Source organism: Bauldia litoralis, from assembly GCF_900104485.1.
GTDB classification, from domain to species: Bacteria; Pseudomonadota; Alphaproteobacteria; order Rhizobiales; family Kaistiaceae; genus Bauldia; species Bauldia litoralis.
Genome location: NZ_FMXQ01000003.1, coordinates 354,217 through 369,994, shown reverse-complemented (window position 1 = coordinate 369,994; position 15,778 = coordinate 354,217). Strand labels below are relative to the sequence as shown.

At 67.8% G+C, this 15,778-nt stretch carries 9 protein-coding genes; 2 read left to right on the top strand and 7 right to left on the bottom strand.

From position 1 onward, the window contains the following. Nucleotides 1–6 precede the first annotated feature (6 nt). The gene (locus BLT60_RS09110; protein WP_090876104.1) at nucleotides 7–930 is read left to right on the top strand and encodes a carbohydrate ABC transporter permease; all 924 of its coding nucleotides are present in this window, start codon (nucleotides 7–9) and stop codon (nucleotides 928–930) included. 7 nt (nucleotides 931–937) lie between these two features. Continuing rightward, nucleotides 938–1,819 carry a carbohydrate ABC transporter permease gene (locus BLT60_RS09105; RefSeq protein WP_090876103.1) on the top strand — a complete coding sequence of 294 codons (882 nt, stop codon included), beginning with the start codon at nucleotides 938–940 and terminating at the stop codon, nucleotides 1,817–1,819. A gap of 21 nt (nucleotides 1,820–1,840) precedes the next feature. On the opposite strand, the gene BLT60_RS09100 is transcribed toward BLT60_RS09105, so the two are convergent. The 7 genes from BLT60_RS09100 to treZ all read right to left on the bottom strand — a co-directional run bounded on the left by BLT60_RS09100 (nucleotide 1,841) and on the right by treZ (nucleotide 15,759). Further along, nucleotides 1,841–3,031 carry a UxaA family hydrolase gene (locus BLT60_RS09100; RefSeq protein ID WP_175478374.1) on the bottom strand — a complete coding sequence of 397 codons (1,191 nt, stop codon included), beginning with the start codon at nucleotides 3,029–3,031 and terminating at the stop codon, nucleotides 1,841–1,843. 2 nt (nucleotides 3,032–3,033) lie between these two features. Further along, nucleotides 3,034–3,390 carry a UxaA family hydrolase gene (locus BLT60_RS09095; protein WP_244521194.1) on the bottom strand — a complete coding sequence of 119 codons (357 nt, stop codon included), beginning with the start codon at nucleotides 3,388–3,390 and terminating at the stop codon, nucleotides 3,034–3,036. Continuing rightward, nucleotides 3,387–6,248: a Dyp-type peroxidase gene (locus BLT60_RS09090; RefSeq protein ID WP_090876101.1), complete on the bottom strand. Its 2,862-nt coding sequence runs from the start codon at nucleotides 6,246–6,248 to the stop codon at nucleotides 3,387–3,389. The genes BLT60_RS09095 and BLT60_RS09090 overlap by 4 nt, the downstream gene beginning before the upstream one ends. Nucleotides 6,249–6,293: 45 nt before the next feature. Then, nucleotides 6,294–7,616, bottom strand: coding sequence for a cytochrome P450 (locus BLT60_RS09085; protein ID WP_090876100.1), 1,323 nt, complete (start codon nucleotides 7,614–7,616; stop codon nucleotides 6,294–6,296). Between the two features lie 57 nt (nucleotides 7,617–7,673). Then, on the bottom strand, nucleotides 7,674–10,877 hold the full coding sequence (locus BLT60_RS09080) for an adenylate/guanylate cyclase domain-containing protein (protein ID WP_175478359.1): 3,204 nt from the start codon (nucleotides 10,875–10,877) through the stop codon (nucleotides 7,674–7,676). Between the two features lie 236 nt (nucleotides 10,878–11,113). After that, nucleotides 11,114–13,933 (bottom strand): malto-oligosyltrehalose synthase, encoded by a 2,820-nt coding sequence (treY, locus tag BLT60_RS09075; protein WP_090876098.1) that lies wholly within the window; start codon nucleotides 13,931–13,933, stop codon nucleotides 11,114–11,116. Then, nucleotides 13,930–15,759, bottom strand: coding sequence for a malto-oligosyltrehalose trehalohydrolase (gene treZ / locus BLT60_RS09070; RefSeq protein WP_210185573.1), 1,830 nt, complete (start codon nucleotides 15,757–15,759; stop codon nucleotides 13,930–13,932). The genes treY and treZ overlap by 4 nt, the downstream gene beginning before the upstream one ends. Nucleotides 15,760–15,778: the final 19 nt, after the last annotated feature.

The window sequence follows — 15,778 nt, the reverse complement described above, 5'->3', positions numbered from 1 at the left end:
TTACGCATGCAACGGCCGCATACGTCAGCTACGGCGCGCCATCTCAAGGACAATCTGGGGACTTGGGTCTTTCTTCTGCCGACGCTGCTTTTCTTCGTCGGCTATCAGGTCTACCCGATCTTTCGGGTCGTCTGGATCAGCTTCACCAATTATGAATTCCTGAGCAACGACCCGGCGCAATGGGTCGGCTTCGGCAATTATGTCGAGGCGCTGAACGACCCCCTGATGTGGGACAGCCTCTGGCGCGCCGCGTATTTCACCATGATGTTCCTGCCGGGTACCATCATCTTCCCGATGATCCTGGCCATCCTGGTCGACCGGGTGCAGCAGCCTAAGCTTCAGACCCTCTATCGCATCGTCCTGCTCATCCCGGCGCTGATCCCGAGCACGCTCGTCTTCGTGCTGTGGAAGTGGATGTATAATTATCAGGTCGGCCCGATCAATTACCTGCTGGTCGACGTCTTCGGCATCTTCACCTACCAGAACGCGCCGCAGTGGCTCGGCGGCACGGCGCTGACCCTGCCGTCGATCGCGGTCATGGAAGTGTGGTGGGGCCTCGGCTATCACGCCATCTTCTTCCTCGCCGGCCTCGCCGCCATCCCGAAGGAAATGATCGAGGCAGCCCGCCTCGATGGCGCCAACGAGTGGAAGGTGTTCTGGCACATCACCCTGCCGCGCCTCGCGCCGATCATGATGATCCTGGTCGTGCTGCGCTTCGGCACCTCGATGGCGGTGATCGACGAGTATCTGATCTTCGGCGGCTTCAACCGCGCATCGCCGACCTACACATGGACGATGTTCATGTACGATCAGGCGTTCAACATCGGGCTCTGGCGACAGGGCTTCGCCGCCGCCATCGGCATGATCGGCGCGGTGGTGATGATCTTCTTCGTCGGCATCCTGCTCTACATTTTCAGGCCGAGAGGTTGACGGCGAAATGACTCACGAAGCCGCCCATCCGGTAGCCTACACCCCGCAGCAGACGTGGTTCGCGCGCAACCGCTCGCTCCTCATCCGCCATGGCGTCATCTGGTTCTTCATGCTGATCATCCTGGCGCCGCTCGCCTGGGTGCTGCTGCTGTCGGTCAAGTCGCTGCCCGATTCGATGCGAGGCCAGCTTTGGCCCCGCAAATTCGACTTCACCCATTACGGCTACGTGCTCGGCAAGATCGAGACGCTGCCGCAAAACCTGTTCAACAGCATCTACGTCACCGGCGCGACAGTGATCATCACCACGCTTTGCGCGGTGCTTGCCGGCTACGCCCTGGTCCATCTCAGGCCCTTCGGCCGCGCCGTCATCTTCACCGCGCTGCTGCTGTCGCTCTATTTCCCGACCCGCGTCGTCGCGATCATCTCGATCTACGAGTTGCAGGACTCGCTCGGCCTGATCAACAGCACCACCGGCCTCATCCTGCCCTATGTGACGCTCAACCTGGCGATCAGCGTGCTGATCATGCGTGCCGTCTTCCAGTTGGTGCCACACGAGGTCATCGAGTCGGCCCGACTCGATGGCGCCGGCGTCTGGAAGACGCTGTGGTTCATCGGCCTGCCGCTGGTCCGCAACGGCCTGGTCGTCGTCCTGATCGTCAATTTCGTCACCGCCTGGGGCGAGTTCCTGCTCGGTTCGACGCTGACCAACGATCAGGAAGCCCGCACCATGCCGGTGGTCCTCGCCGCGGCACAAGGCGGCATGGGCCAGTGGGCCTGGCCGCGCATCGCCGCCGTCTACGTCATCGTCGTGACGCCGGGCCTGATCGCCTTCGCCTTCGCCCAGAAGCTGTTCTTCAAGGGCCTCGCCGAAGGCGTCGTCAAGGGCTGACGCTGCGACCCGAACAATCGGTCACGCCGCCGGAAGGCAGGCGGGACCGATCGGCTCGAAGGATTTGTAGGTCAGGATGAATTCCTGGTGCCCGAGCGCTTCGGATCGGGTCCGTTGGCCATCGCCAAGGCCGAGCACGACGTCGCGTATCTCGGCACCCACTTCGTCCAGTGTCGCCCGCCCCTCCAGGATGCGGCCGGCATCGACATCCATGTCGTCCGACATCCTCCGGTACGTCTCCGGGTTGGCGCAGATCTTGACCACCGGCGCGATCGCCGAGCCGACCACCGAGCCGCGCCCGGTGACGAACAGGACGGCGTGGCAGCCGCAGGCGATCAGTTCGGCGATCTCGGCATTGTCGTTGATGTTGGGAAAGCCGAACCGCACCTCGCCGTCCGGCACCACGTCGAGCAGGTAGAGCCCGCCGCGCGAGGGAACATCGCCCGGCTTGATCAGCCCGGTGATCGGCGACGAGCCGGACTTGGCATAGGCCCCCATCGATTTCTCCTCGATAGTGGTCAGCCCGCCATCGGCATTGCCGGCGGCGAAGGAGCCATAGCCGAGGGTCGCGTAGTAGCGCGCCGCCTTGGCGACGCTCGCCTCCAGTTCATGGCCGAGGTCCGGCGTGATCGCCCGCGCCGCCATGATGTGTTCGCAGCCGATGAGTTCCCCGGTTTCCTCGAAGATGCAGGCGGCGCCGTCGGCGACCAGCATGTCGAAGGCGCGCCCGGCCGCCGGATTGCCGGTGATCCCGGACGTGCCGTCGGAGCCGCCGCAGATCGTGCCGACGATGAGGTCGCTCGCCGCCATCGGCACGGGCGTCATCGCGTCGAGGACGGCGCGCTGTCCGGCCACGAAGTCCCGGCCTTCGGCGATCGACGTCCGCGTCCCGCCGGTGGCCTGGATGACGATCGTCCTGACCGCACGCCCGCTGTCGCGGATCGCCTGTTCGAGACGGTATTTGTTGAAACTCTCGCAGCCGAGCGACACCAGCAGAACCGCGCCGACATTCGGGTGGGTGCAAAGCCGCTCCATCATCGTCTCGGCATAGGAATTCGGGTAGCAGCCGGGAAAGCCGATGACATGGGTATCGGCCTCGCGAAACGGCAGGGCGATTTCCCGGGCGACGTGGTGGGCGCATTCGACCAGGTAGCCGACGACCACGGTGTTGCGGATGCCCTTGCGCCCGTCGGCACGCGGATAGCCGAGCATGCTCACGATGCGCCCCCGTCCCGGGGCTTGGCGTCGTCGAGGTGATAGGTCGGCGTATAGTCGCTTCTGATGTTGTGGACATGGGCATGGTCGCCGGCCCGGATCGCGACCGTCGCCGAGCCGATCGGCGCGCCATACTTGAGCACCTTGGCGCCCGGCGCGATGTCGACGCGCGCCAGCTTGTGGCCGAGCGGCAGGTCGGCGGGCATCGAGACCCGCATGCCGCCGACCGCGATCGTCTCCCCGGCGCGGATGCGGGCCGTGGCGACCAGCACATTGTCGCGCGGGTCGAGCAGCAGGAGCCGCGGGTCGCTCGGCGGCGATGGTGTCTCGATCCCTGGCATGGTGTCCCCGGTCATCCCGTTACGGTTTCGGCCTTGGCCGGCTCGGCCGCTGGCGACGCGGAAAGATACCGCACCGCCCGCCGTCCCGGCAGGAAGAAATAGGCGCTGCCCTTCACCGTCACGAAGTCCTTCATCCCCTGGATCCGCACCGGCCCGTCCTCGGTCGGAATCGTGAAGCAGCCGCGCTTGTCGCTCTCGCCGACGAACGGATCGACTTCCGACTCGAGCCCGTGAAAGCTTGGCGCCAGCGCCCATGTCTGCTGGACGAAGCCGAACTGCCGGTCGATGTCGGTGTTGAGGCACATGAACAGCAGCCCCTGCCGCCCCGCGTTGTCCGGCCCATAGGGCCGTCCGACGCGCAGGATGCGATGCCGGTTGCTGATCGCCAGTTGCACCGCCGACCCCGGCTCGAAGGTATCGCGCGGGTTGACGCGCCGGATGTGACTGCCGAGCGGGCAGCGGGTGCCGGTCGGATCCTCGTTCCACAGGAAGTCGTTGTCGGGCGGCGACCGTTTCGCCGCGCCGCCCGGGTTCCTGACCAGCGACGAGCCATCCTTCCAGCGGCCGACCATCTTGGCGCCGATCCACTCGGCGAGGTCGATGTCGCCAATGTCCGGCGCCCGCCCGCTCGCCGAAAGCTTCGCCGCCGCCTCCTGCAGGAACGCCTCGAACCCGTCGCGGTCCTGCTCCAGCTGGCGCACCACCAGGAACGACCCGTTCTGGCCGAGGTCGCGCCGGGCATTGGCCGGCGGCGGCGCGAAGCGCGGCCGCTGGGCGAACGGATCGGCCCCGAGCGCCGGCAGGATGTCCTGCGGGTCCTTCGCCGCCGGGACAGACGGCGAGGACGGCAGGTAGCCGAGATTGTCCGGGTAGCCGATGACGAATTCGCCCGGCTCGACCTGGTGGATATCCCCTGCCTCGCGCACCCGTCCGGCCCCCCGGATCCGCGGCTGCGAGATGCCGTCGGCAAAACCGAAGGGCTCCCGGACGCGGACGCCGGTCGGCTCGTCCTTCTTCTCCGGCAGGGTCGCGAGCTTCAGTTCGCGAACCACGGCGTGACCGCCGTCCTTCGCCGCCTTGCGGCGTTTCCGCGCCAGCGCGTTGAGCGTCTTCTGGTCCTTGCCATAGAGCACAAGGATCGCGTCGATCGGCCGGTCCGGCTTGCCCCAGGCCCATGTCTTCGGATCGTTCCGGCCCGTGTCGCCCAGCGCACTCGCCCGCCACGGCACGGTGCTGCCGTGCTGGAAGGGCAGCGGAAAGGTCTCCATGTCGTCACCGTCGAGGCCGAGCTTGACGAGCGCTGTCGTCGACAGGCCGAGCACGGTTGCCTCGCTGGCGCCGCGCGTATCGCCATAGGCGATCTCCGGCTCCAGGTCCGTCAGCCACGCCCGCGCCGCCTCCCGGTCTTCCGCCAGCTCCACCAGCAGGCAGGTCGAATAGCGCAGGTGGCCAAGTCCACCGAAGACCAGCGTCGGTATCTCCCGCGTCGCCAGCTGGCCGGCCGACCGGACCTCCGAGCCGAAGCAGGACAGCCAGTCGGCCGCCTCCGCCTCGGTGCCGGCGACGGCGATGCCCTTGCGGATCGCCGCGTTGACCCGGATGCGGTTGAGCGTCAGGTCCGGATAGGCGGTGTACCAGAACCACGTCACCCGCTGCTGGCGGCGCGTCCAGCGCCGCAGGCGGTCGCCGTCGCGCGCCCCCTTGAAGAGCAGTTTCTCCGTCTTCGGAAACCCGACCGTGTTGCTCCAGATCCCGGTGACGCCCTCACTGGCCTTCTCGATGAAGTCCTCGAGATAGCTCTCCCAGACGCCGTCATAGTTCGACATGAAGAGCAGCTTGTCGGTCCCCGGCAGCACGATCCAGCGGGCGAAGTGAATGACGCCGGTCGAGCCGAGGAAGCCGGGGCGCGAGAAATGCACCGCGAGGATGCCGGCAAACCACAGGCCAAGCCGCAACGTCAGATGACGGAGACGGCCTGGCTTGACGGTCGAGACCGCCGCGAGGTGGCTCTGCCCGGAATGACGCTCGCGCTGCATGTAGGCCGCCACCCGCTCCGGCGATGGCGGAATGTCCTCGGAAGTATCGGCCTCCTCGGCCCGGCGCAGGCCGCGATAGATCAGCCCGATGCCGACGACGGCGGCGACGAGGACCAGCGCCGTCACCCAGGCCGCCAGCGCGAAGCCGCCGAGGGCCCAGACGACCACCAGCACCAGCACGGCCAGCGCGAGGACCGGCCACAGGAAATGCGACACGACCGACATCAGGATCGGAAGCACCGCCCCGGAAGACGATGGCATCGGGTCGAGGGCCGGAGCGGGCGCGGCCGTGAAGGCCCATTTGCTGCTCTCGTCGTTCCACAACCGGTCGCGCACGCCGGTCAGGACCTCGAGCGCCGTCCGCCCCTTTTCGGTCGCGTCCAGCATGTCAGCCACGCGGCGCGCGAGGTCGGCTTCCTGCCGTATCTGCGAAACCGTCAGCCCCGGCGTTCCGTCGAAGTTGACCCCCGGCGTTTCGAACCAGCCCTGGCCGACGCCCTGGTGGTGCCGCTCGAGAAAAGTCGCCAGGTCCTGGCCGCCAAGGCTGACACCCGCCTCGTCGAGGACCCCGGTCAGCGCGGCATCCATCGTCGCGGCGAGCTTCCGGGTCACCGCGCCGACCGTGCCGTCGGCATTGACCTCGATGATCAGGTGGCTCGGCCCGTCGACTCCGCCGGCGACCACCCACAGGCTCATGAAATGAACGAAGGCCGCCTCGTCCAGCTTGTCCCTGATCGTATCGGACGGCGGGTTGCCCATCTCGGCCAGCCGCGACTCGACGGCGGCGGTTCTGGCAGCCTCGAAGGGAATCGCGATGGTGACGAAAGCATGCGACATGACAGGAGTTCCCCGATCTGTTTCGTGCTTGCGAATGCGGCGGACCTAGCCGGCGTAGGTCACGACCAGGTGCTGCGGGAAGGAGCCGAGATGGGTCAGCTTGCCCGCCTCGCCCTCCGCCCGCCGCAGATTTTCCTTCAACAGAAGCGCCTTCAGTGTCTGGGTGATCTCGGCCCGGGCGATGAACACGCCAAGGCACCAGTGCAGGCCGTGGCCGAACAGCATGTAATCGGTGGCGGCGCGGTCGGGATCGAAGCGCCACGGATCGGTGACCCGGCGCTTGTCGAACATCGCCGACTGGGTACTCGCCAGCAGGATCTCGCCCTTGCGGATCCGCGTCGCCCGCGCCGTACCGGCCGCCAGTTCGTAGTCCTCGCCGCAGACGCGGAAGGGACCGGGATTGATCGGCTTGAAGCGCGACGCCTCGAACAGGCATCGCTCGAGCAGGTCGTCGTCGCCGGCGCGCGCCGCTGCCTGCGCCCTTTCGAGGAATTCCGGGCGATCGAGCATGATGTCGAGGATGTTGCCGGCCGCCATGGTGTTAGTCGGAACGAAGCCGGCGACCATGCCGACAAGGTAGGTCCGGATTGCCTCGTCGCTGAGCCCGCCGCCCGCCTGCGATCCGGTCCGCAGCATCCGCGCCAGCACCGTGTCGCCGGCCGGCGGAGACCGCTTCGCCGCGGCGATCGACGCGTCGATCACCGCCCGCACCCCGGCGGCACCGGCGACTGCCGGCGCCCGCAGCTTCGGATCGTTGAACGGATCGGCGAACATGTACATGCTCATCGCGAAGGTCCATTGCGAGAACGGCACCCGCTGCTCCGGCTGGAGGGTGATGCCGTAATAGTCCTCGCAGATCAGCGTCGGCACCCGGGTGACCAGGCTCTCGATCGCGTCGAGCCGGCCGCCGGCCGCCGCGACGATCGCCGTCGCGTGCCGCGCCGCCATCGGCGTGACGATCGCGGCGATGTCCTCCCGCCGGAAGACCTGCATGACCGCCTTCTGGATCCGCCAATAGTCCGGGCCATCCTCCATGCCGAGAACGAAATTGGGCCCGCCGTTCAGTTCCTTGACCTTCTCGCCGAAGGGCACGGGAAACACCCGGTCGTTCGCCAGGACCTCCTGGACGTCGTCATAGCGGGTGACGAAGGTCAGGCCGATGAAGGGCACGCGGGCGATCGGCCAGAAGCGGCGCATCAGCCGGAGCACGGTCGGGATATGGCTCAGGAACCAGTGGGCGAGCGTCGCTTTCAGCCCAGGCTCCGGCTGCAGCGCCTGCGGGTAGAAGCCGCTGCCCGGCGTAGGACCGCCGGTCGCACCGGCCGGCGCGGTGCCGCTCCCGCCAACGGTGGTTTCGCTCACTGTCATGACGCGCCTCCTCTGGAACGTCTTGCGTGTTATCGGCGTGCAGTCCTCGTCAGTCGGTCACTCCAGTTCGTCCAGCAGGGCCTTCGCCGCATTCAGGTCGGGGGTATCGAATCCCTCGGTGAACCAGGCATGGACTCCGCCGAGAAGGGACGACGCTTCTGCCGAGCGCCCGTCTTCGGCCAGCATCCGCGCCAGCCCGGTCGCGGCGCGCAATTCCCATTGCCGCGCCTGGCGTCGCCGCGACGCCTCGAGCGCCGCCCTGTAGCTGTGCTCCGCGCCAGCCCGGTCGTTGAGATCGAGCAGGATCTCGGCACGGACCCGGTGGATTTCGCCTTCGTCGCCATAGGCCTGCGATTCCTTGGCAATCGATGTCGCTTCGTCGAGCTGGGCCAGCCCCTGTCGATAGTCGCCGGCGGCGCGGTAGGCCGAGGCGAGCCACCGGTAGAATGTGGTGGTGTAGAGATGCGCGCCCGCGCCGCGATACGCCGATATGCCAAACTCGATCAGCCGGATGCCTTCCGCCACGTTGCCGAGATCGGCATGCGCCCAGCCCCGGAAGATAAACACGAACGCCCGGTAATAGGCGAGCCCGTGCTCCTCGTTGGTCCGCTCCAGTGCGTCGAGCGTGTCCAGCGCTTTCTCGGCCTGGCCGAGCATGAGCTGGGTGAAGGCAAGGCCGTTCAGCGCATGGGCCATGCTGTAGGCCTGGTTGAGCGCACGCGCGTCGGTCACGGCGCGGTCCCGCGTTTCGCGGCCCCGGTCGGAATAGCCAAGGTAGATCTGGAGCCATGACAGGTAGACGGTCACCACCACCTGGGCGTCCTGGACGCCGAGTGCCGCATAGGCCGGCTGGTCCTCGGGCGCATAGAGTTGCGTCGCCATTTCGAGGCTGGCCCGCGCCTCGATGAAGCGGCCGCGGGCAAAGTCGGTCACGCCGCTGGCCCGGAGGCCGAGCAGCGTCCAGATCCGGTCGCCCCGCGCCCGTCCCAGGTCGAGCAGTTCGGCGGAGCGACGACTGGCCGTCGTCAGCTGGTTGCTGATCAGCGAATAGGCCCATTGTCCGCTGAGCACCGCGGCGAGTTGCGGCGGCTCGCCAAGCTTGTCGGCGGTTCGCCGCGCGTGCTCGACCGCCTCGTAGGTTTCCCGCGACGTGTAGCCGGTATGGGCGATCAGCGCCTGGGTCAGGTACAGGTAGAGGCCGAGTTCGAGCTGGTAGCGGCGCTCGCCTTCAGGAAGCAGGCCGACCAGCTCCAGCCCTCTTTCGAGACGCCCGATCGCCTCGACGATCGCCGAGCGGGCAAAGGCGCTGCGCCCGGCCTGCAGGCAATATTCGATTGCCTTCTCGGTGTTGCCGGCCTCGGCGCAGTGATGGGCCAGCAGATCCGGCCTCAACTTCGCGGTCTCTGGAAAACGGTCCTCGAGGATCACCGCCAGGTCGGCGTGAAGGTCGCGACGGGTGTCGCGCAACATCGAGCGATAGGCCGCTTCGTGCAGGAGCGCATGGGTGAACTGATAGGTCGCCGCCGGCGGCACGCCCCGGCGCCGGACGAGCCCGGAGGCAGTCAGCTGGTCGAAGGCCACCTTGAGTTCCGGCTCCGGCCGGCGCGCCAGTCCCGCCACCAGTTCATAGGTGAATTCCCGACCGATGGTCGCGCCGATCAGCGCGATCGCCTTGGCTTCGCCGAGCCGGTCGAGCCGCGACATCAACGATGCGTGCAGCGTCGTCGGCACCGTTGCCGCACCGTCGCCGTTGCCCTGCCGGCCATCGACGACGCTGCGCGTCAGTTCCTCGACGAATAGCGGAATCCCGTCCGACCGTTCGATGATCTCGGCGACGACCTGCGGCGGCAATTCGGTCGGTCCGGCGCTCGCCTGGACCAGGGCGACGCTTTCGTCGCGGTCGAGCGGCGACAGCGGGATCGACACAGCCTCCTCTTCGCTCCACGGCGACTGGAAGGCCGGTCGGAAGGTGACGATCAGCAGGATCGGCAACTCCGGAATCCGCTGCACCGCGAGCTTCAGCAGATCGAGCGAACTCGGGTCGATCCAGTGGACGTCCTCGAACACCATCAGCAGCGGCCGCTGGGCGGACAGCAGCGCCGCCTGCCGCAGCAGCGCCTCCATCGTCCGTTCGCGCAATTTCAGCGGCGCCAGGTCGATGGGCGGACCCTCGCCGGGTGAAACCGACAGCAGGTCGGCCACCAGCAGCAGGTCCTCGTCCTGCGAACTGCCGGGGCTGAGCACCTGGGCAAGCTTGTCGAACTTGACCGCCGGCGTGTCGGCGCGGTCGATATTCGCCGCCCGTTCAAGCTGGTTGATGAAGGGCTGGAACGGCGACCCCTGCTGGTGCCAGGAGCAATAGTAGCGGATGCGGGTGTGCGGCTGGTCGGCGATCCGTTCCGACAGCATCGCCGTCAGCCGCGACTTGCCGATCCCCGGATCGCCATGCAGCAGCGCCACCTGCCCCTTGCCGTCGCACGCCTTTCGCCACAGCCCTTCGAGCCGATCGAGTTCCGCGTCGCGGCCGACCAGCGGGCTCTGCCGCGTCACCCGCAGAGCTTCGAAGCGGCTCTCGGCCCCGGTCGGCGCCAGCACCTCGAAGGCGCGCACCGGTTCGGCGAAGCCCTTGAGCGCCACCGGCCCGAGGTCGCGATAGGAGAAGAGCTCGCCGGCCAGCTGCCGCGTCCCGTGCGAGATCACCACGGTGTCGGGTTCGGCCAGCGCCTGCAGCCGCGCCGCCAGATGCGGCGTCTCGCCGGCAACGTCGGATTCGCCCGGCGCCCCGGCCCGCACGATATCGCCGACCACCACCAGCCCGGTCGCGATGCCGACGCGAAACTGCGTTCGGAAGCCGTCGTGAAGCTTCAGCGACGCCGCCTCCTCGATGATCCGCAAGCCGGCCTCGACGCCACGCTCGGCATCATCCTCGTTGGCCTGGGGATAGCCGAAATAGATCAGCGCCCCGTCGCCGACATAGCGCGCCACGTAGCCGCCGAAGCGCTCGACGACCTGGGTGATCATCCGCAGGCAGGCGCCGATCACCTCGCGGGTGTCCTCCGGATCGAGCCGCGAGGCGAGCGTCGTCGAGCCGACGAGATCGCAGAACATGATGGTCAGTTGCCGCCGTTCGCCCGAGGCATCGGCGCGCCCCGGCGCGATCCCGCCATCGACGCCGCGCGCGGCAAGCGCCGTCCCGCATTCGGAGCAGAACTTGGCGCCCGCCTCGTTTGGCCTGCCGCAGGATGGACACGTACTCAGCATCGACATCTCGCCCGGCCATGGCGGCGGGATCGGTCCCCCGGATCCGCCATGGCGCCAGCCCTCCAACCCGTTGTCCGTTATGGCAAACGTTGGCGTCCTTTGCCATCGACACGCAAGACCGGAGCATGGCGGAGCCACCTTCCGCGACCTGAGCTCCGGCGCAAGGTTATGAAAGACATCAGTTTTTCGCTAAAACTGTCGCGCCGCCAGCGTGCAGGACCGGCGCCGCACGACCGCTAGTCGTCGGCCACCAGCAACGCGACCGGAAACGCGCTGAGAATCGCCTCCGCCCGAACCGCCGGCCCGCCGTCCTGCGCAATGACGTCGACCGCGCGCCCGGTGAAGGCATTCCGCCACCGCCGTCCCGCCGCGTCCTCGGGCAGGGAGATCGTCGTATCGCCCCAGCCCTCGCCGTCCTCCAGCGCCGCCACCAGTCGCGGAAAGGCGACCACGACATGGTCACCGTCGTGATCGCGGGCGAAGGCGCAGGCATGCTCGGCCCGTGCGCCGGAAACCTCCAGCGCCTCGTAGCCGCCCTCGGCGAAGAGCGCCGGCTTCTCCCGTCGCAGCGCCAGCACGATCCGCGTCACCGCCAGCTTCACCGCCCCGTCCTTCCAGCGCTCCACGAGACCGCCCATCGCATCGGCGTCGCCCGCCATCGCCTCGACATCCGCGACCAGCCGGCGGCGCAGCTCATAGTCGACCGGCCGGCGGTTGTCGGGATCGACGAGGCTGAGTTCCCAGAGTTCGCTCCCCTGGTAGAGATCCGGCATCCCCGGCACCGTCAGCTTGGCCAGCGTCTGCGACAGGCTGTTGATCATGCCGAGCCGGGCGATCCGCGCCTGGAACGGACGGAAGCTGTCGAGGAAGGGATTGGTCCGCGTCGTGTCGAGGCAGTCGCGCAGGAAGGAGACCAGCGCCTCCTCGTAGTCCTGGTTGGGCGCCGTCCAGCTTGAATGGACCTTGGCCTCGCGCACCGACTTGATCATCGCCCCTTCGACCCGCGTCGCGAAGTCGGCGACCGCCTTGGCATCGAGATTGTCGACTTCGGTCAGTTCGACCGGCCACGCACCGAGCAGCAGTTGGTAGAGCAGGTATTCGTCGTTGTGATCGGGCGGCGCGGTGCCCTCGACCTCGCCGCGCCGCGCCCGCACCACCCGGCTCCACGACTGGATGTGGCGCTCCCATTCCTCCGGCATTTCCGAAAGGACATGGAGCCGCGCCCGCGTATCCTCGCCGCGCTTGGTGTCATGGGTCGAGGTCGACAGCATGGCGTGCGGCCAGCGCGCGCCGCGGTCCTGGTTCGCCCGGTGGAAGGCGGCGACGGCCGTGCCGAAATGTTCCGGATGCCCGCCGACCTCGTTGAGCGAGACCAGCCGGTTGTAGCGATAGAAGGCGGTGTCCTCGAGCCCCTTGGCCATCACCGGCCCGCTATATTGCTGAACCTTCATGGCGAAATGCACCACCGCCTGCCGGCTGTAGCCGCTCCGCGGTTCGGCGACCAGGTCGGTGGTCAGCAGCGCGTGGAGGAAGTCGAAGACCGTCCCGTCCGGCGCGTCCTCGCTGCGCCGCGCCTGGGTGATCGCCCAGTCGATGTCGCGCCGGTCGGCCTCGTCGGGAGTCGAGCCGTCGATATAGGTGCGGTAGACCGGGAAGCGCGCGACGATCTCCTTCAGCCCCATGTGGAGAATATTGTTGGTGAAGTCGCAGCTCTTCCAGTTCGACCGCGCGATCCGCCCGGCGTCCCGCGCCAGCACGTTGAGCTCGCTCGCCATCTCGGTGGTCATGATCCGGATCTTGCAGTCTCGGACGATGTCCTCGAAGGCGCGCGTTGCCCCGGTGAAGCCGCTGTAGAGCCGGTCGAAGGCGCCCTCGCTCGCCGGATCGACGAACAGCCCGCCGACCAGGTTGGCGAATTCGTAACCGGTGGTGCCCTCGATCGGCCAGTCGTCGCGCAGGTGCTCGTGGCGGGCGAGGATCTTCTCCACCACCAGGTAGAACGGCCGCGCCGCCGCCTCGCGAAGCCGGATGCAATAGCCCTTCGGGTCGAGCAGGCCGTCGATATGGTCGATGCGCAAACCGTCCAGCGTCCCGTCGGCGATCTTCTCCAGGACGAAGCGATGGGTCAGGTCGAACAGCTCCGGCTGCTCCATCCGCAACCCAGCCAGCTCGTTGATGTTGAAGAAGCGGCGATAGTTGATGTCGTCGGCGGCAACGCCGAAGAAGGCCGCCCGCCAATGCTGCTGCTGGATCAGGTCGTGCAGGCCGCCGAAGCTCGCCGGATCGCCCGGCGTCCCGTTCAGCGCCGCGACCGCCGCGTCGACCGCCTCGCCAACCTCCGGCTCACCGGCCACCAGCCGCGCGAGGTCCGCCTTGAGATCGCCGGCCCGGCGGATGACATGCGGACGATAATTCGGCAGCCCGGCAAAGGCGTCGCCGAGGCGTTCCAGCGCCGGATGGTCCTGGCCGAGGATCGTCTGGTAGTGCAGCGGACAGATCGGCAGCTTGTGGGTGCCATAGGCCCAGACCGCGAAATCGCCGCCCTCGGGGTCGAAGCGCAGCGCGAGGTCGCCGGCTTCGAGCACCGCGCCATACTGGTCGCCGAGAAACGGGATCAGCAGCTTGCCCTTGAGATGCGCCCGGTCGGAATCCCAGTCGATGTCGAAATAGCCGGCGAAGGGCGAATCCGGCCCCCATTCCAGCGTATCGAGCCACCATGCGTTGTCGGCGCCGCCGACGCCCATGTGGTTCGGCACGAAGTCGACGATCTGCCCGAGGCCGTTGGCCTTGAAGGCGGCGACCATCGCCGCGAGATCCTCCGGACTGCCGAGTTCGGCATTCAGCGCATTGTGGTCGACGATGTCATAGCCATGACTGCTGCCGGGCCGCGCCTTCATGTAGGGCGAGGCATAGACGTGGCTGACGCCGAGACCGGCGAGATAGGGCGCCAGCGCCGCCGCGTCGCGAAAGCCGAAACCGCTGCTGAACTGGAGCCGATAGGTTGCCCGGGGCGTCGGTGGTGTTTCGCCGTTGGCGGCAAGATCCTGCTCGTTCATGCGCCTGCTCCGTCATGTGTCTCGAGCGACCAGATCAGCGACCAGGCCCCGAGCCCGTCCGCCATCACCGCGCCCTCCTGCCACAGCCTCCGCCCCGCCGGCATCGCGACGCCGGAGAACTGCCCCTCGGAGGGATTGGCCAGGAGATTGAGCCGGCTGCCGTCGCCCATGCGCCAGGTCACCGCCACGCCGCCCTCGCCGACGATCGCATGCTCACCGGCATGGCCGCCGATGCCGGCGAGCCGGGGCACGATCTCAGCGTGCCGCAGTGCCAGCAGGCGCTGGTACCACGCCAGCCACTCGTCATGCGGCGCGCGGCGCCGGTCGTCCCATCCGAGTTTCGCCGCGAGATATGTCCCCTCGCCAATCGGATCGGGAATCTGCTCCCGCGCCGCCGCGTCGCGGAATTCGGGAAACCGGGCGAACTCGGCCCGCCGGCCGTTGCGCACCGCCTCGGCAAGGTCCGGCCCGAAATCGCAGAAGAAGGGGAATGGCTGCGACGCCCCCCATTCCTCGCCCATGAAGAGCATCGGGATCTGCGGCGCCAGCAGGTACATGGCGGCGACCACCCGCACGACATGCGCCGGCGCGATCGTGGTCAGTCGCTCGCCGAAGGCGCGGTTGCCGATCTGGTCGTGGTTCTGGATGAAGCTGACAAAGGCCGTTGGCGGCAGGTGCCGGCTGGCCTCGCCACGCGGCGACCCGCGATAGGGCATCATCTCGCCCTGGAAGGAGAAGCCCTCGGCCAGCGCCCGGGCAAGCTGGCGCGTATCGCCGGCATAGTCGGCGTAATAGCCGGCATCCTCGCCGGTCGCCGCGGTGTGCAGCACGTGGTGAACGTCGTCGTTCCATTGCGCCGTATAGTGCTCCGGCCTTCCCGCCGCGTCGCGTTCGAGCAGGCTGGCATGGTTCTCCTCGTTCTCGAGGATCAGGTGGATCGCGCGCTCCCCGCCGAGATGGTCGCGCACCCGCTCGGCCAGTTCCTCCAGGAGGTGCTGCTCGCTGTCGTCCATGATCGCCTGCACCGCGTCGAGGCGCAGGCCGTCGAAGTGATATTCCTCGAGCCAGTGGAGCGCGTTGTGGATGGTGAAATCGCGGACGGTCGGGCTGGCGAAATTGATCGCCGCGCCCCATGGCGTCTCGTGCCGGTCGGTGAAGAACGGCGCCGCGTAGGCGCCGAGGTAATTCCCCTCCGGACCAAAGTGATTGTAGACGACGTCGAGCAGCACCATCAGCCCCCGGGCATGGGCCGCGTCGACCAGCGCCTTGAGGTCGTCCGGCCGGCCGTAGCTCGCATCGGGTGCGAACAGGCAGACCCCGTCATAGCCCCAGTTTCGCGCCCCGGGAAAATCGGCGATCGGCATCAGTTCGATCGCCGTGATGCCGAGCGCGACGAGATCGTCGAGCCTGTCGATGGCGGCGCGAAAGGTCCCTTCCGGCGTGAACGCCCCGACATGCAGTTCGTAGAGCACCGCTTCTTCCCAGGGCCGTCCCCGCCACGCGCCGTCGCCCCAGGCGTAGCCGCGCGGGTCGATCACCTCGCTCGGGCCGTGGACGTCGTCGGGCTGGTGGCGGGATGCCGCATCGGGAACGGCGGTGCCGTCGGCAAGGCCGAAGCGGTAGCGCGCGCCGGCGCCGAGATCGTCGACGACGCATTCATGCCAGCCGTCGGCCAGCGCCGTCATCGGCACCGCGTCACCGCGCCCTTCGACGGTCAGCGTCATCGTCGCCTGGGTCGGCGCCCAGACCCGGAAGCGGACGCCGCCTTCCGGACGGAGCTCCGCTCCAAAGGGCATCGTATGGGCGCGACGGGTCGGATTTTCCATGGGCATGTCTCAAAGACGG